This window comes from Mailhella sp. (genome assembly GCF_057866825.1).
In genome coordinates this window covers 1-19,780 of the sequence record NZ_DBMAHT010000034.1, presented here as the reverse complement: position 1 = coordinate 19,780, position 19,780 = coordinate 1, and the positions used below count along the sequence as shown (strand labels likewise).

At 57.6% G+C, this 19,780-nt stretch carries 14 protein-coding genes, 1 tRNA gene and 1 pseudogene; 10 read left to right on the top strand and 6 right to left on the bottom strand.

Features of this window, described 5'->3' with window-relative positions; all coding sequences use genetic code 11:
• The first annotated feature begins 205 nt into the window (after positions 1-205).
• Positions 206-1,624, top strand: a complete 1,419-nt coding sequence (gene hydG, locus ACZM96_RS05190) for a [FeFe] hydrogenase H-cluster radical SAM maturase HydG (RefSeq protein WP_489487782.1) — start codon at positions 206-208, stop codon at positions 1,622-1,624.
• A gap of 527 nt (positions 1,625-2,151) precedes the next feature.
• Here hydG and ACZM96_RS05185 read toward each other — a convergent pair.
• The 3 genes from ACZM96_RS05185 to ACZM96_RS05175 all read right to left on the bottom strand — a co-directional run bounded on the left by ACZM96_RS05185 (position 2,152) and on the right by ACZM96_RS05175 (position 5,988).
• A complete protein-coding gene (locus ACZM96_RS05185; protein ID WP_489487781.1) occupies positions 2,152-3,180 on the bottom strand; it encodes a metallophosphoesterase in 1,029 nt (342 codons plus the stop codon).
• A gap of 132 nt (positions 3,181-3,312) precedes the next feature.
• Positions 3,313-4,494, bottom strand: coding sequence for a GTP-binding protein (locus ACZM96_RS05180; protein WP_489487780.1), 1,182 nt, complete (start codon positions 4,492-4,494; stop codon positions 3,313-3,315).
• 186 nt (positions 4,495-4,680) lie between these two features.
• Complete coding sequence (locus ACZM96_RS05175; protein WP_489487779.1) at positions 4,681-5,988, bottom strand: GTP-binding protein; 1,308 nt, start codon at positions 5,986-5,988, stop codon at positions 4,681-4,683.
• 567 nt (positions 5,989-6,555) lie between these two features.
• Between ACZM96_RS05175 and ACZM96_RS05170 the strand changes: the two genes are divergently transcribed.
• Complete coding sequence (locus tag ACZM96_RS05170; RefSeq protein WP_489487778.1) at positions 6,556-6,882, top strand: TIGR03905 family TSCPD domain-containing protein; 327 nt, start codon at positions 6,556-6,558, stop codon at positions 6,880-6,882.
• A gap of 100 nt (positions 6,883-6,982) precedes the next feature.
• Here ACZM96_RS05170 and ACZM96_RS05165 read toward each other — a convergent pair whose 3' ends face one another.
• Entirely contained in the window at positions 6,983-7,966 is a 984-nt protein-coding gene (locus tag ACZM96_RS05165; protein ID WP_489487777.1) for a patatin-like phospholipase family protein, read from the bottom strand.
• 952 nt (positions 7,967-8,918) lie between these two features.
• Here ACZM96_RS05165 and ilvB point away from each other — a divergent pair.
• The 8 genes from ilvB to ACZM96_RS05125 all read left to right on the top strand — a co-directional run bounded on the left by ilvB (position 8,919) and on the right by ACZM96_RS05125 (position 17,572).
• Positions 8,919-10,580 carry a biosynthetic-type acetolactate synthase large subunit gene (gene ilvB, locus ACZM96_RS05160; RefSeq protein ID WP_489487776.1) on the top strand — a complete coding sequence of 554 codons (1,662 nt, stop codon included), beginning with the start codon at positions 8,919-8,921 and terminating at the stop codon, positions 10,578-10,580.
• 14 nt (positions 10,581-10,594) lie between these two features.
• Complete coding sequence (ilvN, locus tag ACZM96_RS05155) at positions 10,595-11,104, top strand: acetolactate synthase small subunit (protein WP_489487775.1); 510 nt, start codon at positions 10,595-10,597, stop codon at positions 11,102-11,104.
• 52 nt (positions 11,105-11,156) lie between these two features.
• Positions 11,157-12,149 (top strand): ketol-acid reductoisomerase, encoded by a 993-nt coding sequence (gene ilvC, locus ACZM96_RS05150; protein ID WP_489487783.1) that lies wholly within the window; start codon positions 11,157-11,159, stop codon positions 12,147-12,149.
• A gap of 84 nt (positions 12,150-12,233) precedes the next feature.
• A complete protein-coding gene (gene ilvD, locus ACZM96_RS05145) occupies positions 12,234-13,898 on the top strand; it encodes a dihydroxy-acid dehydratase (protein ID WP_489487774.1) in 1,665 nt (554 codons plus the stop codon).
• A gap of 248 nt (positions 13,899-14,146) precedes the next feature.
• The gene (locus ACZM96_RS05140) at positions 14,147-14,368 is read left to right on the top strand and encodes a hypothetical protein (RefSeq protein WP_489487773.1); all 222 of its coding nucleotides are present in this window, start codon (positions 14,147-14,149) and stop codon (positions 14,366-14,368) included.
• Positions 14,369-14,405: 37 nt separating this feature from the next.
• A tRNA-Asn gene (locus tag ACZM96_RS05135) sits at positions 14,406-14,481 on the top strand.
• 558 nt (positions 14,482-15,039) lie between these two features.
• Positions 15,040-15,288 (top strand): hypothetical protein, encoded by a 249-nt coding sequence (locus ACZM96_RS05130; RefSeq protein WP_489487772.1) that lies wholly within the window; start codon positions 15,040-15,042, stop codon positions 15,286-15,288.
• Positions 15,289-15,358: 70 nt separating this feature from the next.
• On the top strand, positions 15,359-17,572 hold the full coding sequence (locus tag ACZM96_RS05125; protein WP_489487771.1) for an AAA family ATPase: 2,214 nt from the start codon (positions 15,359-15,361) through the stop codon (positions 17,570-17,572).
• A gap of 385 nt (positions 17,573-17,957) precedes the next feature.
• Here the strand turns inward: ACZM96_RS05125 and ACZM96_RS05120 are convergent, their stop codons facing one another.
• Together ACZM96_RS05120 and ACZM96_RS05115 are read right to left on the bottom strand one after the other, a co-directional pair.
• Complete coding sequence (locus tag ACZM96_RS05120) at positions 17,958-19,538, bottom strand: VWA domain-containing protein (protein ID WP_489487770.1); 1,581 nt, start codon at positions 19,536-19,538, stop codon at positions 17,958-17,960.
• A 15-nt stretch (positions 19,539-19,553) separates the two neighbouring features.
• Positions 19,554-19,780 (bottom strand): annotated as a pseudogene (locus tag ACZM96_RS05115) (DUF3150 domain-containing protein); the annotation flags it as partial.

The following is a 19,780-nucleotide window of genomic DNA, read 5'->3' as shown; positions in this document are numbered from 1 at the left end:
CCCGACTGAGAGGATGGCGTTCTGCTTTCCGATCAGAAAGGTCTGTGCTGTCCCCGTCTTGTCTTCCGCCGTCGGCGGGAAGCTGCGATTGTCGGGCGCCTTTCCTTACGGGTGGGCGCTTTTTTTATTGCTGCGCCCTGTCTGAACGGCACCTGCTGCCATGACCGGCCGAGCGCCGGGGCGGATGATCCGCCGGGGAATCTGCATGTACAATGTCCGCTCGCTGGACTCCAACGAGTTCATCGACCACGCCGAAATTCTGGAGTCTCTGGAAGAGGGGAAAAAGCTTTCTTCCGACCGGGCCGAAGTGACCCGCATTCTGAACAAGGCCCGGGAATACCGCGGGCTCACGCATCGCGAGGCGGCCGCGCTTCTGTTTGTGGAAGACGAGGACACACTGAAGAGCATCTACGCGCTGGCCCGCGAAATCAAGGAACACATTTACGGCCGCCGCATCGTGATGTTCGCGCCGCTGTACCTTTCGGACTACTGCGTGAACAACTGCCGCTACTGCGGCTTTCACGCAAGCAACAAGACCGTGCGGCGCAAGCTTTCGCAGGAGGAGCTGCGCGAGGAAGTGCTGGCGCTGGAGGCGCTCGGTCACAAGCGTCTGCTTCTTGAGGCGGGCGAAGACGACCGCAACTGCCCTCTGGACTACGTGCTTGAGTGCATGCACACCATCTATGCCACGAAGCTTCGCAACGGCTCCATCCGCCGCGTGAACGTGGACATTGCCGCCACCACGGCGGAAAACTACCGCAGACTCAAGGATGCCGGACTGGGCACCTACATTCTTTTTCAGGAAACCTACCACAAGCCCACCTACGAATTCATGCACATGGGCGGCCCCAAGGCCAATTACGAGTGGCACACCGAGGCCATGGACCGCGGCATGCTGGAAGGCGGCCTGGACGACGTGGGCATAGGCGTGCTCTTCGGCCTGTACGACTGGCGTTACGAGGTGATGGGCCTGCTCATGCACGCCGAGCATCTTGAGGCGGTGGCCGGCGTGGGGCCGCACACCATTTCGTTCCCGAGACTGCTGCCCGCCGAAGGCGTGGATTATTTCGCCTACAGGCTGGTGAGCGACGACGACTTCAAGCATCTCATTGCGGTGACGCGTCTGGCCGTGCCCTACACCGGCATGATTCTCACCACCAGAGAGTCCGCGGAATTTCGCCGCGAGCTGCTCGACATCGGCATGTCGCAGATGAGCGCGGGCTCCTGCGTGGGCGTGGGCGGCTATGCCCATCCGCAGCGCGTTGTTCCCGGCGAAGCTCCGCAGTTTCATCTTGCCGACGAGCGCAAGCCCGAAGACGTGCTCAAGGGGCTGGTTCGCGACGGCTATCTGCCGAGCTTCTGCACGGCCTGCTATCGTTCCGGCCGCACCGGTGACCGCTTCATGCCGCTGGCCAAGAGCGGCGAAATAAGCAACTGCTGCCAGCCCAACGCCATGCTGACATTCAAGGAATATCTGCTGGACTACGCCGACAACGAGCTGCGCGCGCTCGGCGAGAACATGATAGCCGACGAGCTTTCCCGCATCAGCCGGGAGCCTCGCAGAAATCAGACGGCGCAGTATCTGAAGCGTCTGGAGCAGGGAGAGCGCGATCTGCGTTTTTAGCATTCTTGGCCGGCGTTCGGAAGAACGGGGCGGTGCAGGGGACTGCGCGCGGCGATGAGCCCGGCAGACGGCGTTGAACGCATGTCCTTTCAGCGCCGGGCCGCCCGTCCGGCGTGTCCGCGCCGAAGTTTTCGGAAGAAGACGAAGGCGCGGGCTTTTCCCCTTCGAGCAGGCGTGCGGACGCCGGGGACAGGCGCGGCAGAGGCCCTTTGTGCATCGCGCGGCCGCAGCATGTTTTGAGAGGCCGGACGGTCTCTCGCCTTCCGGCATGGTTTTGCCGGAGAGCCGTCAGAACGGGCGGGGAGTTCTTCCTGCAGGAGAAGAACGTTTGCCGGAAGGGAACAGGTCCCCTTTCCGGCAACCCCGCCTGGTTCTCTCCATCTTCTTTGCCGAGAAGCGCCGCCTTCGTTTCATGAGGGCGGCGCTTCTTGCGCATGAAAAAAGCTCCCGCAGACGCGGGAGCTTTTTGTCGATGGTTGAGGCGGCTCAAGGTGAAAAGCGCGTTTCACCCGGCAATCTGCGCGGCATCAGGGAAAGAAGATGCGCTGCGAGCGGGAGGTGGCGTCCGCCCCCTTGCCGACCCACACGAAGCGGTCGTCCCGCAGGGCGGTGTCGCCGCGGTTCCAGCGATAGGCCACAAGCGGGCCGCCGTGTACGGCGCTGAAGTCGAGGCATGCCACTGAGGGCGAGTAGAGGCGGATATCCTCGCCGGGGCTGCGCCAGTAGTGCCCGAAAAAGGTGGGATATTCCACGTCGATGGCCTCCCAGCATCCGGGATCCGGCACGGCGTCTTCGGGAAGGGAGGCAATGTCGTCGCGGCCCATGAGGGCCATCTCGCGGCAGGTGCGGCCCATGCCGAGCCACCATTTCACGCGGATGCGGCGGCGAGGGTGTCCGTCCTTGTCATCAAAGAAGACGCCGTCCGGCAGAGGAATCTCCGGACCCTTGAGCAGCACTTCCAGCGCCTCGTATTCGCAGCTTCCCTTGTCGCCTCCGGCGCGCACGTATCCCGTTTCGGTGAGACGGGGCGCGTCCTTGCGGCCGGTCACCAGGCTTTCGCCTCCGCATTCGTTGTTGAGCAGCGTGCGCATGGCCGTCGGAGACCAGCAGGCGTGAACCATGTGCAGGCGACTGCCGTCGCCGCCGAGATCGCCGAGTTCCAGCCACAGCGGCAGAGTGCGCATCCACTGAATCCAGGGCTGATAGCATCCGGCAAGCTGATCCAGCGTGGCGGCGTGCTGGGCCGTGTGCGCCTCGTTGTGACTGCGGATGAACTCGCCCGGCTTGTCGGGATCGGGCGTGCTCCAGCACACGGCGTTGAATTCATGATTGCCCATGAGGCACTCCGCGGAACCGGCCTCGCGCATGTTGCGGACGATGGTCAGCGTTTCCAGAATCTGCGGTCCCCGGTCGATGTAGTCGCCGAGAAAGACGACCATGCGGTCGGGATGTCTCCACACGCCGCCGTTTTTTTCATAGCCGAGGCGGGAGAGCAGGGCTTCCAGTCTGTCCGCGCATCCGTGTATATCGCCAATCACGTCGTAACCATTCAGCATAAGCAGCTCCAGTGCCGTGGGGACAGGGCAGGAATACCCTTGAAAAACGCCGCTGCCCCGGTATGAAGTTCAGATTAGCACAACTGTCATGGAGATAAAAGAGGAACGCGCCGGGAATTATGGAAGATCCCGTCAGGACCTGTCTTCGTCCAGACAGGCGTCCAGCGCCGCGCAGATGGCCTGCTCGTCCATGTGTCTGCCGATGAACACCAGCTTGATCATGCGGTCGCCGTAGCGTTCATCCCAGTTGCGGTCGAGTTCGGGATTGGCCCTGCGCGCCTGTTTGCGCTGTTCGGCCGGTGCGGAGGCCATCCAGCGGCCGAAGGGCGTGGCCACGGTCTGCTTGCCTGCCTGCTCGAACATGTACGACATGGAGGGATTCTTTTTGAACCACAAAAGGCCCTTGCAGCGGATGACCGACTGCGGCCAGGACGCTTCCACGAAGTCGCTGAACTTGTCCTGATTGAAGGGCGCGCGCCGGAAGTACACGAAGGTGGAAATGCCGTATTCCTCGGTGTGGGAATGACCTTCGGCGTGTTCGTGATGCTCGTGGGCGTGGTGTTCGTGATGATCGTGTTCGTCGTGCGCGGCCTTGTCGGCGTCGAACTTCTGGAGGCTCTGAATCCATCCGGCGGATTTTCCCGCCTTGGCGAAGTTGAAGGCATGCGTGTCGAGAATGTCCTTGACGGCCACCTTGCCGTAGTTGGTCTCGATGATGCGCGCCTCGGGCTGAAGCTGACGGATCACGGCCTTGAGCGTGGCGAGCTGCTCGGCGGAAACTTCATCGACCTTGTTGAGCACGATGGTGGTGCAGAATTCTATCTGCTGGATGAGCAGACTTTCCACATCGTCCTCGTCGTTGTCGCCGAGGAGCTTTTCGCCGTTCAGGAATTCGTCGGCCATGCGCATGGCGTCCACCACGGTGACGATGCCGTCGAGGCGGCACACCGTGGGCATGACTTCGTCGCCCAGCGTGATGGCTTGGGCGATGGGCATGGGTTCGCAGATGCCGCTCGCTTCAATGAGAATGTAGTCGAAGCGGCAGGTGGCGATGAGATCGAGAATCTGCTGCATGAGATCGTCCTTGAGGGTGCAGCAGATGCAGCCGTTGGAAAGGGGAATGAGACTGCTTTCCATCTCCACGTTGCCGCCTTTTTCGATGAGCGCGGCGTCGATGTTGACTTCGCCGATGTCGTTGACGATGACGGCGACCTTGTAGCCTTCCTGATTGGAAAGCACGTGATTGAGCAGCGTGGTCTTGCCCGCGCCGAGATAGCCGGTAAGAAGCGTGATGGGAACGATGTTTCTGCGCATGATGAAAACAGTGACCGCGACTGGCGCGGGTAGAGGTGACGGGCGTTGACGGCGCGCCGCAGAAGTTGTGCGCGAAGCGCTGCGAGAGCGCCCGATCTTCGGGAAAAGGAAAACGGGCAGGCCGCTCTTTCGCGCAAAGGGAGCAAAAGAGCGGCGCTGCCCGCCGTGACGTAAACGGAAAGGACGCTATTTTTCGAGGCAGGCGTCCAGGGCGGCGCAGATGGCGGCCTTGTCCATGTGCTGACCGATGAAGACGAGCTTCTGCATGCGGTCGCCGTAGGTGTCGTCCCATTCGGCGTCGAGCTGCTTGTCCACGCGGCGTTCGGCGGCCTGACGCTTGGCAGGCGCGGCGGCCACCCATTCGCCGTAGGGCGAGGCGGTCATCTGGCGGCCGGCCTGCTCGTACAGATAGGCGGTGTCGGGCTCGTCGCGGAACCAGATGAGGCCCTTGCAGCGGATCACGCTGGCAGGCCAGGCGTCGTTGACGAAGTCCTCGAACTTTTTCTGATCGAAGGGCGGACGGCGGAAATACACGAAGGTGGAAATGCCGTATTCCTCTCCGTGTTCATGATCGCCGTGATGATGATGGTGATGATGGCCGTGATGATGTTCGTCCTCGTCATGATCGTGGTCATGATGATGGTCGTGCTCGTCGTCATCGTGGTGGTGATGGTGCTTGTGATCGTCGTGGTCGTCATCATCATGATGATGCTTGTGCTCGTGATCGTGATGATGATCGTGGTCATCATCGTCGTGGTCTTCGTCCTCTTCGGGGGCGTCGGCTTCCAGGGCCTGCACCCAGCCGATGGAGGAGCAGGCGCGGTCGAAGTCGAAGCGGCCCGTGTCGAGAATGTCCTTGACGTCCACCTTGCCGTAGTTGGTTTCAATGATGTTCGCTTCGGGCTGGAGCTTGTGGATCACGGTTCTGAGCAGGCCGAGCTGATCTTCGGTGAGGCCTTCCACCTTGTTGAGCACGATGGTGGTGCAGAACTCTATCTGCTGAATGACGAGGCTGGCCACGTCCTCTTCGTCGATGTCTTCTTCCACGAGGCGCTGACCGCCGAGGAATTCGTCCACCATGCGGCGGGCGTCCACCACGGTGACGATGCCGTCGAGACGGCATATCTTGGGCAGGGATTCGTCGCCGAGGCAGAGGGTCTGCGCGATGGGCAGCGGTTCGCAGATGCCGCTCGCTTCGATGAGAATGTAGTCGAATCGGCCGGATTCGATGAGATTGAGCACCTGCTGAAGCAGATCGACCTTGAGGGAGCAGCAGATGCAGCCGTTGGAGAGCGGCACGAGGCTGTCGTCCATTTCCACGCTGCCGCCCTTGGCGATGAGGCTTGCGTCGATGTTGACTTCGCCGATGTCGTTGACGATGACGGCGACCTTGTAGCCTTCCTGATTGGAAAGCACGTGATTGAGCAGCGTGGTCTTGCCCGCGCCGAGGTAGCCGGAGAGAACGGTGATGGGGACTATTTTTCTTTTCTTCATGATGACCTTCCTGAGAGCGCGGATGCGCGTTGATGCGGGCGCGGCGGCGTCCGGCGCGATGCCGTTTCTTCCGGACGTCCGGGGGCGGAATGCGGAAGGCGTCATGCGCGGCACGTTCAAGATAGGACAAAATGGCGCGGCGTCAACCATGCGCGCCGGAAAAGCCCCTGCCGACGACGCCTGCCTGCGGAAGAAGCCCCGGCGTCGAGGCCGCGTTGCGCGCTGATCTGCGGCGACAGGCGTTGTGAGATGCCGGGGCGTGCAGGGAGCGCAGGCTCCGGGAAGGAAAAAGGCTTTCTTGCACGGCTTCGGGGAGAGAGAGGGCCGTTTTCGAGAAAATAAAGGGCGTCCGGTCCCCGGGAAGGAGTGCCCTGGGGAAAACGTCCGACGCTGCTCGGGAAAGGAAAATTTCCGTGGGAGCAGGGCGGCGTGCGGGGAGCAAGTGCCTCCAGAGCGCACGGCGGTGCCCGGAAAATAAGAGCCTTCGGGGCGTACGGCGGCGCTCGCTGCTTGCCAGAGGCGAGAGTTTTTCGTAATACACTGTTTTCCAATTAAGGAGGAAAACTCATGCAGTTTGTTTTCACGCCGGAGCGCGTCTGCTCCAAGATGTTCATGATAGACGTGGATGAAAAAAGCCGGACCATCAACAACTTCGAGTTCAAGGGCGGCTGCCCCGGCAATCTGAACGGCATAGGCCGGCTGATCCGCGGCATGTCCATCGACGAAGTGATCGACCGTTTTGCCGACATGCCCATCTGCCCCACCTCGAAGGTGACGTCCTGCCCGGAACAGCTCCGCAAGGCGCTTATTGAGCTGCGCGACAAGCTGAACGCCGGAGAAACGCCGGAACGTCCCCGCTTCGGCCTGGATGCCTTTGCCTCCGTGGCGAAGTAGCGCGGCATGTCCGGCGGCCTGAACGCCGTCCGTCATGCATCATTAAAAAGGAAAGCTCCCGATCCGTCGGGAGCTTTTTGCGTCTTTGCCGTGGGCGTTCTTACGCGGGCGCTTCGGAAGACGCGGCGCTTTCTGCAATCCGCTCTTCGTCCGTGCCGTCCGCTTTGCCGTTCTTCCGGGCCAGATACGCCCTGAGGTCGGGCATGAGCGCCTGCGCGTCGCGGTAGCCCAGCCAGTACCATTCGCCGAGCTTTTCCAGATCCTTTTCCATGCGGCCTATGTGCATGGAACGCGACGGGCTTATCACGAACACGCGGTCTTCCTTCCGGAGTTTTTCTATTTCGTCGCACAGTTCGTTGTAGTCGGCGTTGCTTCGGGCCAGAGCGTCGGAGAGGGCCTGCCATTTCGGCCCGTAGAACAGCCGGGCCAGGTTGCGCCCGGCCTCGGGGTCGCGGCGATAGTCGTCGGGATTGGTCTTCACGATGACCACGGCGCGAAAGTCGTTCTCCAGCGCCCAGCGGAAGGGAATTTTGCACGAGCAGCCGCCGTCGAGATAGGGCGTGCCGTTCATGCGCACCATCTGCGAGATGTAAGGCATGGTGGAGGAGGCGCGCGTCGCCAGCATGATGTCGGGGCAGCGGCCCTTTTCGAAATATTCCGGTTGGCCGGTGAGGCAGTTGGTGGCCACGGCCACGAAACGGCGTTCCGGCCGGAAGAAGCGCGTCATGTCCAGCGGGTCCAGCGTGCGGGAAAGCTCCCCGAACATGAAGTCGAAGCCGAAGGGCGTGCGGTTGCGCAGAAAGGCGCCGAGTCCGAAATAGCGGGGATCGTGCCGGTAGCGCAGCGGACTGCGCGCGGAACGTCCTATCTGACCGGAAACGTAGCTGATGCCGTTGAGCGCTCCGGCGGAAACGCCGATGGTGCAGGCAAAGTTGACGTCGGCTTCCATGAGGGCGTCCATCACGCCCACGCTGTAGGTTCCGCGCAGCGCGCCGCCTTCCAGCACGAGACAGCCCGGCGTGACGCGGTCGGACGCCAGTCCCCGGGGCAGCCGGTCGAGCCCGGAATAGATGTTCTGACGCATGAAAAGCTCCCTGGCGGAAACGCCGCCCTGTTTTCTGCCGGAATGAGGCGTCCGGCGACTGCGGAGCAGAAAAAGAAAAGAAATTATTCAGGAAACGTGGTTGTTTTTGAGTGTGCTCCAATATTCGATGCTTGTCGAGCTTCGTGGAAAAAAAGACATGTTTCAGAAAGCGCGGCGTATTTTGAGGAAAAGCGGCGGCGCGCTGCGGAGCATTGCGGAGTTGAGGAATATTGAGGGAACAGGGGAACGTGAGTCTCGAACGAGCTTGTCTCTGCGGGCGGCGAGCGTTCCGGGTGCTTGCTGCATGGGAACGCTGAGGCAGTGGGCTCCTGGAACCAGGCCCCCGCAGCGGGCGGCACGGGAGACAGTTTTGTGCAGTGCCCGGGCTTATTTTAATGGAGGGCCGTGTTGTGCAGGGCGTTGCAGCAAGACGCCGGAACTTCCTTTTGGAGTGGAACGTGTCCTCTGCGCGGTATGTTCCACGCGAGGCGCGAACGTGCCCGGAACTCGCAGACCGTGAGTCGGACGGCCTCGCTCGCCTGCAACATAACCGTGCGCTGCGCCGTGTTTTTTCTTTTCCGCACGGTGTCGGCAACGGTACGGTTATGTTACGATGCGGAAATATGCGGTTCTAATATGTATCAGAGGGTGGAGAAGGAACGGTGTCGGGGAGTCCGATGGGGCGCTTTTTGTGTTGTTACGGTCGGTTTCCGAAAATGTGAAAAAAATAGTTTGCTTTTTCGACGGGTTATTTTGGCGTTCCTCACTTGACAAGACAAGAAGAAGCAGTCCAGTATTATTCTACGATTTATGCCTGTACCCCCGAGAGACGGACCGCAAGGGCCCGCGGCGGGGCGCAGGCAGAAATGCCGCCCCAAAAGGCGGATCGTGCGACTGGGGGAGGTCCGCTTCGTGCGGATCAGCATGGTTTCAGCCCATAAGGATGAAGAATATGAAACTGACCGGTTCGGAAATTTTTTGTGAAGTGCTGGTGGAGCAGGGCGTGGATACGCTGTTCGGCTACCCCGGCGGCGCTGTGTTGAATCTGTACGACGCACTGTATAAATACCAGGATCGTATCCGTCATATCATTACCGCCCATGAACAGGGCGCCGCGCATGCGGCCGATGGCTACGCCCGTGCTACCGGCCGCACCGGCGTTGTCCTGGTAACGAGCGGCCCCGGCGCGACCAACCTTGTTACCGGCATCGCCACCGCCTACATGGACAGCGTGCCCATGGTCGCCATCACGGGCAACGTTCCTACGCCCCTCATCGGACAGGACAGCTTCCAGGAAGTGTACATTGCTGGCATCACCATGCCCATCACCAAGCACAACTTCGTTGTGGACAGAGTGGAAGATCTGGCCGACATTCTGCGCGAGGCCTTCCGCATCGCCCAGACCGGCCGCAAGGGCCCGGTGCTGGTGGACATTCCCAAGGACATGACCTCGGCCGTGGCCGAATTCGTGCCCGCGGCTCCCGTGCGCGACAGCTACACCACGAAGATCAACATGGACGCCATCGACAAGGCGGCGGAAATCATCAACAACGCCCAGCGTCCGGCCATCTACTACGGCGGCGGCGTCATCTCCTCCGGCGCGAGCGCGGAACTTGCCGCCCTCATGAAGAAGACCTGCATGCCCGGCGCCTACACCCTCATGGGCGCGGGCGTCATCGACAGCGACGATCCGCTCAATCTCGGCATGGTGGGCATGCACGGCTGCCGCACCAGCAACTTCGCCCTCGACTATGCCGACGTCATGGTGGCCGTGGGCACCCGCTTCAGCGACCGCGTGGCCCTCGCTCCCGATGCGTTCGGCCGCCGCGCCAAGCTCATTCAGATCGACATCGATCCCAGTGAAGTGAACAAGAATGTCAACGTGGACGTCAGTCTCGTCGGCGACGTGAAGGATGTCATCTGCGCGCTGCTGCCCAAGGTGCATCAGACCTGCCGCGACGAATGGCTCACCCAGATCGCCGAATGGCGTCAGGAAGACTACCGCCCCGAAGACAGCGACACCGTGCTCAAGCCGCATCAGGTCATCCGCAAGGTCAATGAAATGGCCGGTCTCGACGCCATCTACGTCACCGACGTGGGCCAGCATCAGATGTGGGCGGCCCAGTATCTGCATCACGTCAAGCCCCGCCACTTCCTCACGAGCGGCGGCCTCGGCACCATGGGCTTCGGCTACGGCGCGGCCATCGGCGCCAAGATCGCCTGCCCCGAAAAGCGCGTGATCCACTTCACCGGCGACGGCTCCTTCCACATGAACATGAACGAGGCCTGCACCGCGGTGAGCTTCCATCTGCCCGTCATCACCGTGATTCTCGACAACCACGTGCTCGGCATGGTGCGTCAGTGGCAGACGAGCTTCTACGGCAAGCGCTACTCCTGCACCGACCTCAACCGCCGCACCGACTACGTGAAGGTCATTGAAGGCTTCGGCGGCAAGGGCTTCCACTGCGAAACCATGGCCGATCTGGAAAAGGCCATGGCGGAAGCGCTCACGAGCGACGGCCCCGTGTGGATCCACTGCTGCATCGACAAGGATGAGAAGGTGCTTCCCATGATTCCCGGCGGCTGCACCTGCGACTCCATCATCATGGAATAGAGAAGGGGGACAATATGACGAAACATGTGATTTCCATCGTGGTGGATAACAACGCCAACGTCATGGCACGCGTGTCCTCCCTTTTTGCCCGTCGCCGCTTCAACATGACCAGCGTTACGGCCGCGCAGACCAGTGATCCCGCCATTTCCATCATCACCATCGTGACGGAAGGCGACTCCCACGTTCTCGATCAGATCGTGAAGCAGACCCTCAAAATGGAGGAAGTGAAGTCCATTACGCTGCTTCCGCCCAACGAAAGCCTGCTGAGCGAGACCATCATGCTGCGCATCGCCTTCGACGCCGCCACAATTTCGCCCATCAAGGATATCGTTGAGGTTTACCGGGCGCGCATTATTGACCTTACCTCTAGTAGCATGGTAATACAACTCACCGGAAAGCCTTCCAAGATCGAAGGCTTCCTTGAGGTGATGTCGCCCTATCAGATCCTCGAGATGTGCCGTTCCGGCATCATCGGCATGCCCAGAGGATCGCAGAGTGATTGGTGGAAAAGCAGCAAGGATTGACCTTTTGCTGCTGAGAATGAATTATAGTCATTGAAATGGAGAAGTTATCATGATTAAGAAGTACTATGACGCAGACTGCAATCTCGGCATGCTCGACGGCAAGACTGTCGCCATCATCGGCTACGGCAGCCAGGGTCACGCTCATGCTCAGAACCTGCATGAAAGCGGCGTGAACGTTGTCGTCGGTCTGCGCAAGGGCAGCTCCAGCTGGGCCAAGGCTGAAGCCGCTGGTCTGAAGGTCATGGAAGTGGAACCCGCCGCCGAAGCCGGCGACATCGTCATGATGCTCGTGCCCGACGAAGTCGCCGCCGACATCTACAACAAGCAGGTCGCCCCCCACATGAAGGAAGGCAACGTGCTGTGCTTCGCCCACGGCTTCAACATCCACTTCGGCTTCGTGAAGCCCGCTTCCAACATCGACGTCATCATGATCGCTCCCAAGGGCCCCGGCCACACCGTGCGCAGCCAGTACCTGGAAGGCAAGGGCGTGCCCAGCCTCATCGCCGTTGCTCAGGACTACAGCGGTCACGCCAAGGACTACGCCCTGGCCTATGCTTCCGGCATCGGCGCCGGCCGCGCCGGTATCCTGGAAACCACCTATCGTGAAGAAACCGAAACCGACCTCTTCGGCGAACAGGCCGTGCTCTGCGGCGGCGTGACCGAACTCATGAAGGCCGGTTTTGAAACCCTCGTGGAAGCCGGCTACGCTCCTGAAATGGCGTACTTTGAAACCATCCACGAAATGAAGCTCATCGTTGACCTCATCAACAACGGCGGCTTCGGCTTCATGCGCTACTCCATCTCCAACACCGCCGAATACGGCGACTACCGCACCGGCAAGCGCATCATCACCGCCGAAACCCGCAAGGAAATGAAGCAGATCCTGAGAGAAATCCAGGACGGCACCTTCGCTTCCGAGTTCATGCAGGAATTCTCCGCCGGCCGCAAGGGCAAGTTCCTTGCCACCCGTCGTCTGGAATCCGAACATCAGCTGGAAAAGGTCGGCGCCGAACTGCGTCAGATGATGAGCTGGCTCAAGAAGTAACACTGGTTTGAAAACATCGCCGGGCAGACCCCTCTGTCCGGCGATTTTCTGTCTTTTTTTCAGGGGAACAGGAGAGAGCATCTCATGAAGCTTCGCAGTGCGAATGTCACGCAGGGTGTGGAACGCGCGCCCAACCGCAGTCTTTTCTATGCCATGGGCTACACCAAGGAAGAACTTGATCGTCCGCTCGTGGGCGTCATCAGCGCCTACAGCGAGATCGTTCCCGGACACGCCCATCTGGACAAGATCGCCGAGGCCGTCAAGGCCGGCGTGCGCATGGCCGGCGGCACTCCCATTCTCATTCCGGCCATCGGCGTGTGCGACGGCATCGCCATGGGCCACATCGGCATGAAGTATTCGCTGGCGAGCCGTGAACTCATTGCCGACAGCGTGGAGACCATGGCCATGGCGCATCAGCTGGACGCCCTGGTGCTGGTGCCCAACTGCGACAAGATCGTGCCCGGCATGCTCATGGGCGCGCTGCGTCTGAACATTCCTTCCGTGGTGTGCAGCGGCGGCCCCATGATGGCCGGCGTGTACAACGGCGAGGAAGTGAGTCTCTCCAAAATGTTTGAAGCCGTGGGCGCCCGCAAGATCGGCCTCATCGACGACGCCATGCTTGAAGAGTGCGAAACCGGCGTGTGCCCCGGCTGCGGCAGCTGCGCGGGCATGTACACCGCCAACTCCATGAACTGCCTGTGCGAAGCCGTGGGCATTGCGCTGCCCGGCAACGGCACCATTCCTGCGGTTCACGCCCGCCGCATGCAGCTTGCCAAGCATGCCGGCATGGCCGTGATGGAACTTTTGAAGCGCGATATCAAGCCCCGCGACATCGTGAACGAAAAGTCTCTGCGCAATGCCCTTGCCTGCGACATGGCGCTCGGCTGCAGCACCAACACCGTGCTGCACCTGCTGGCCATTGCCCACGAGGCCGGCGTGGCCTTTGATCTTTCCCTGTTCAACGAAGTGAGCGCGCAGGTGCCGAACCTCTGCCACCTTGCGCCCGCCGGCCCCACCCACATGCAGGATCTGTACGCCGCGGGCGGCATTGCCGCCGTGCAGGCCGAACTCGCCAAGGGCGGCTTCCTCGACACCAGCCTCATCACCGCCACGGGCAAGACCGTTGCGGAGAACCTCAAGGGCGCGGTCATCAAGGATACCGGCGCGGTTCGTCCTCTTTCCAATCCCTACAGCCCCACAGGCGGCCTTCAGATTCTCTGGGGCAATATCGCTCCCGACGGCTGCGTGGTGAAGCGCAGCGCCGTGGCTCCTGAAATGCTCACGCACAGCGGCCCCGCCCGCGTGTTCGACAGCGAAGACGAAGCCATCGACGCCATCTACAACGGCAAAATTCATGAAGGCGACGTGGTGGTCATCCGCTACGAAGGCCCCAAGGGCGGCCCGGGCATGCGCGAAATGCTCAATCCCACCAGCGCCCTTGCCGGCATGAAGCTGGACACCACCGTGGCCCTCATCACCGACGGACGCTTCAGCGGCGCGAGCCGCGGCGCTTCCATCGGCCACGTCTCTCCTGAAGCCGCGGACGGCGGTCCCATCGGCCTGATTCAGGAAGGCGACATCATCAGCATCGACATTCCCAACGCCAGCATCAATGTGAACGTGAGCGAAGAAGAGCTCGCCCGCAGAAAGGCGGCGTTTGTGCCCCGCGAACCCAACATCAAGAGCGGCTGGCTTGCCCGCTATGCTCGTCTGGTAAGCAGCGCCAACACCGGCGCCGTGTTGAAATAGCGACTACGGGAGGGATGTCGGCAGAAGACATGCCCCGATCCGCTTCAATGATTCCGCTCCGGGAGGTCCGGAGCGGTCCCTCAGTCGGCGAAGCGATGCCGCAGACAGGATTCTGTTTTTTCCGACGGGAGGTCCGTCGGGAATCCCTCAGACGGAAATCTGTGAACGCGGCCCGGCGTGAACGTGTGGTTTTGCGTGCGGACGGTCCGTGCGCATCCCTCATTCCATGCGATATCATACGCCGGAGCATGATGCTGTTTTTTCGATTCCGCTTCCGTGTGAAGCGTATCCCTCAATCGGAAGAGCGGCAGGGCGACATGACGACTGGCGGCATTCCTCCGGAAACGATATTTGACGCGGTCTTTGCACAGCTAAAAACCGGATGTCACGGCGGCGTTTTCCGAATGTTTTCTGAAGTTCCGAATTTTTTTACGAAAGATGAAAGAAAACGCTTGACGGTGCAGGTGTAATCCGCTAAGTAATTTTTCGCAGCAAATGCTGCTTCGTTCCCCGATAGCTCAATAGGCAGAGCGGGTGACTGTTAATCACTAGGTTGGCGGTTCAAGTCCGTCTCGGGGAGCCAAAAGAAATCAAGCCCTTACGATAAAAATCGTGAGGGCATTTTCTTTTAACAGCGAATTTTCTCCCTAATGTCTCCCTAATTTTCCGAGGACATGGAGTGAGGGTGAGTTATGATTTTCAGGCGAAAAAGGGAGAAGCTTACTGGATCCTGCTTCGTTACAGAGGGAGGAAAAGGAGTATTCGCGACTCAGGTTCAAAAAAATTTTTTCGACGGTCGAGAGCAGAACGGTGAAGCTCAACGAAAAGCAATGAAAACTTTTCGAACTGTAGCTGCGAGTTTGCGTCAACTCGGGGATTGACGAGTTTATAAAAGTGATTACATTTGATTCATCGGCTCGTAGGAAGAGGGCGGGCTTGAATATGAGGGAAAAAAGATCCCTCCCGGAGACTTGGAACATCTCCGAGTTACTCAGAAATTTTGTCTCCGCACCATACTGAAATAATTATAGTTCTCCCACATTTTCCAGTGGACATTACATTCCGCCAGTGGCAGGGCGGTGGTAAAGCAGAAAAATTTTCTTTCTGCACCTGCTCCATCATTTTGAAAAATGGAGCTGCTATGTCCACCTCTACGATCATCTCCTCCTTCGCAAAGACTCTCCCGGCTGCGTTTGGTCGCAGCGCCATCCCACAGCTTTTACCGGGCATCATCGCTCCCGGAACGCTGGCCAATCTTGCTTCTCAGAAACAGGGTCCTCCCTGTACTTTTGCGCGCGGTAAGGTGATTTACGAGCGCGACTCCTTCCTTGCGTGGCTCAAAGACTGGCTTGACGGCGACTCTTCTGTCGAGTCTGCGTCGTCCGACTGACCCTCTAAAGGGGGCTTTTCAGTTGGAGATGTTCAGGCTCCTTGGGAAGTCCCCTGCATTGGAGATTTCTATGACTTGTTATCCTGCGTATCGAGATGCAACTTTTTCGCACAATTATAACCTGCGTTCAATATTGCCAGGAAAAACTGTTCAACTTTCACATCTTGTTATTGATCTGATGAAGAGTGTTTCAAAAGCAAAACTTCCGACTTGTTTAGCGGAACCGTTCAAAGAGAAGGTCTTTGAAGCTTGTGTTGAAGATCTTTTTGCCTCACTTTCAGATCAAGAGCGCGAGGAGGTATTGATTCAGATTGGGAATTTTCCTGGAAGACGCCCTTCATCTATCATTGAGGATGCGGCGAGTACGATGAATTGCCCTCGCGTCGTCAGGGCGTTGGTTCTCGGACGTCTTCTCGGCATTCGCCCAGAAAATCTGTTCAATACATTTTCAATAGACATCTCAACATATTGTAATTATAGGGTAAAAACGGATATAAACCAACTCCCCTCCCAGCTCGTTGTCGGAGAAGAGGTTTACTTTTTAGACCGCATTGATTATCAGCTCGATTTTCAGGGCTACGTGTCTCATGCAGTTATGGAGTTTCGGGCAAACAGCGGTGCTTTTTTCCATCTCTTAGCGAGCCGAACCGCTGTTGAAAATAGGTGGGGAGAGCTGATACCCACGTTGACTTTGGGGAAAAGCCATGCGCCGAACTTTGTCTTGGGCGCAGTTGAGATTGATGATAACCCGGAATCCATAATTTTTTTGCCTCTCGACTTGCACACGGCGCTTGCGTTACGGCAGAAAGTATGGAGAGCTAAAATTCCCCCCAAGGAAGCTGTTGTCTCAGGCATCGTCGGTGGAACGAAAGCTGTTGAGGCTGCTGAGGTCAAGGTTTTTGCGCACCATCGTGTTGTTCTGCTCCCAGAGTATACAAAAGTCGGACTTCAAGCTGTTGGCGATGTCGTCAAACAACTTCGGGCTGTCAATGCGGATGCCGTTATTTATCCTTGGCCTCTGCTTGTCGATACTGATTTTTCAAGTATCCGTGGTGAGGCATGGGAGCAGGAACTTTATCGTAACGCTACGAGTTTGAAGCGGGTAGAAGACGTTTCAGCACTCTTATATCGTCTGAACGAAGAAGCTATGACACCAGAGCAGTTCGAGGGGTTCTTGGAAGAAATCGGCATGGTCACTGTGGAGAGCTCTTCTGTCGATGTCATAGCCTCTGAAAAGCTCCCTCAAGTAAAGAAATTTTCTGAGCTTAGTCGGGGAAATACAGAAAATTATGAACCTGATCTTGCCCGTATCTTCAACGTCGGTCAGATTTCACTTCTTTGGGGACCATCGAACTCAGGAAAGAGTTTGATGGCCGCCAGTTTTGCATTGGCTATCGCTTCCGGGAAATCGATGTTTGGCATCCCGAATCATGGGAGCAAAAGGAGTGTGCTCGTGGTCGACGGTGAGCTCACGGAACAGGAGCTTGCTAACCGGTACGAACAGTTGGCAAGTGCGTATGAGCTTGCCGATGATCTTGACCGCATAAGCTTTATTCCAACTCGCTCCTATGCCGTTGATGACTGTAACCTTCTCAATGGAAAGCTTGACAAGACGGTATGCAACTATGCCCAGAAAAACCAGTATGATGTTGTAATATTTGATAATCTTATCACACTAGCACCGACATCAGCTCGCGGAAACGAAGATGCTTTATTTTCTGTAATTCGCAGCTTGGAACGACTTGGAGCATCGGTTATCATTGTGCACCACGCCACGAAGGACGGAGCAAGCTTCAAAGGCTCATCCAACCTCGCCAGTAAAAGCCAGAACATCTTGAAGATAGAAGGGCGTAGTGGCCTTGAACCCGAGATAGATAATTGCCCAGCATTGCGGCGGGCCTTTGAATCAGAAGGCGCCATCTGCCGCATGACCTGGGAGAAGTGCAAAACTGCACCTGGCCTCGAAGGACAGACTCGGACGTGGCAGCTTCCTCTTGGCAAAACGTGGCAAGCTCTGGACGTTCAGGTGGAGACAGAGTCTTCATGTGCTGATGGTGCCGAAGTCACAAGGGCAGATGTTACCACCGTCGACTTGACCAATGATGAGCAGAAGGTACTCGAGCTCTTTACGGACGGAAGAACCCGAATCAAGCGTACCGATGTGGAGCAGGCTCTTTCTTGCCATGAAGATAAAGCGGGCTCGACTTTGAAGTCCCTGGTGGAAAAAGGCCAGCTTGAAAGCATCGGCGCTGGACGTGGTACAAAATATCAACGCGTTGGATAGCCGTCTCATTCTCTGTTTCGCCCGAAGGCGTACTGCTTTCGGGCGTTTTTATGCCCTGAAATCCCCCGAAAAAAGACGTGGAAAACTCCGCGTTTCTCCGTCTGGTAGGGCATTTATCTCCTGTTTTACGCCCGATTTTTCTCCGGGAACTCATGCAAAAAATCAAAAAAATAAATATATTTCAATTAGTTATGCTAGTTGCTTTTCTTCAGGGTAATTTCAAAAAAATTGAGCATGTAGGCCCCCGGAGTTTAGTTCCGTGGGGCCTTCATTTATTCATCGTCCTCTGTATCTTTCACAATTTTTATGGCGATCTGAAGTACAAGGATACCTATTGCAAGCCAAGTCGTTGGTTTGATGGATGACGCCATGGTAACCTCCATTTTTAGAGTAGAGTTTGTTGAAGTATCCGGAAAATAGCCGGAGCCAGTTCACGGATGTCGGCAATGGTTTCGGAGCCAGGAATCATAGAGATGATGGCTGGGGCGTCGATGCCGATACCCAGTACGTCCATTCCCATTCGTAGCGCTGCGGCTATCGTTTCTTTGGCAGTCTCAGGATCGTCCGGGTAGCCATCCGTCACCACCAATACGACTTTTCGATGTTCTGGTCGTGTCGAAAGCATCCCCAATACCCACCATAAGGCTTCAGTCATGGGTGTGCTTCCATGAGCTTCTGCGGCGAATGAGTTTGTTATACGTTTACCATGGCGCAATAACGGGTAAACTGTGGCCGCAACATCTTCCTTATAATCGGCAGGGAAAGCAGAAACGCCTACGGAGATGCCCGGGATAGCAGCCAAAGCCAGCGCCACGGAGTAACAAGCAGCGCAAGCAAGGTCTATTCTGCTTGTCATAGAACCGGATATGTCCAGTAAAATGTGGACAGAGGTATCTATTCCCGTAACTGATTCATTTTTCAGGAACAGTCTGGGATTATGAACGGCAATTCGGTAGAGACCATGCGTAGAGAGTTTTCCATGCCGTGAAGGACTGGAACGCCGCAATACCTGAGATTGAAGAAGCCCCTGAAGTTTCGTCTGTAAAGCTCTGGATATGGTTTGGGCCTCCATGATAAGTGCATCGGGAAGTTCGTTGGTGGTGAGCTTTCCTTCTACGGCTACGCTCATTCCCTTGCGTTGTTGGGGGGAGCATTGGCCGGAAATCATGTCGGAGAGCTGCTTACCCATAGAGGTTGGCAGCTCTTCTTCTGTTGCTTGTAGAAGTTCTTGAAGCGGTTGTTGTGCACCTCCTTTTTGGGGTTCTTGTTGGGTTCGTTCTGAGTTATCCTGCGCAGTTATCGAGGGGGATACTACTGGGCTTTCGGTGGATTTTTGTTCCTTCTGGGCTTCCTGTTCGATCAGCCGGAGAATGTTCTGGGCAAAATCCAGCGAATCCTGCGTAGATCGGCATCGGGCCGGAATATCCCGCATGATCGCGTCAATACTGGAGCGTAATCCGGGCCAGTATTTTTGCATAATGTTTGCTTCGAGTTCGCAATTACGAACCAGCTCAGGCACATCCCAGGAACGCAGCGTCAGGAGCACATAGTTCAGAACAGAAAAGGCCGGGGAGTCATTTTCCCCAGCCTTTTCTTCTGCCGTATCCTTCAAGAAAAAATGCCGTATGAGCCAGATAAAATGCTCTCGACATCCCGGATAACGTTTGATGATTTCATGCTCCACTCTCCAGTCCTCTATGGCATTCCAGAGGTATTTTTCGACAGGGGTGAGCCTCATTCCCTTCAACATGCCAAGGTCCGTATGCCGGATATGAGCCGCCTCATGGTCAATAAAGCCGCTCACCAGAGGGTACAGAACTCCTTCATCGTCAACAGGAAGAGGTGGAAGGAATATAGTATCGCCGTTAGTGCAGGCGGTATCCGAAGAACCGATAACGACCTTGACACCCAGCTTGTTGCCCAGCATCGAGGCAACAAGCGGCATGGCTTTCATCGTGACTGACATAGAAGCGTCCTTTTTTTACCATAGGCCCAAACTATCGAGGCGTGGGCTGGATGGAATGTAGCTATGCTCAGGCGGTAGATTCAGTACGGGGGCTTCTTGCTGGAATCCCTGCAACAGATCATCCAGTACGTTTTCTTCTTTCGGGGTGGCCAGTAACGCCTGGGTCTGCTGAATCAGTGCCTCCTTATCCTTGAGCAGGCATACAAGTCCCTGAAGCGTAAGCAGCGCGTTACCAGAGAGAT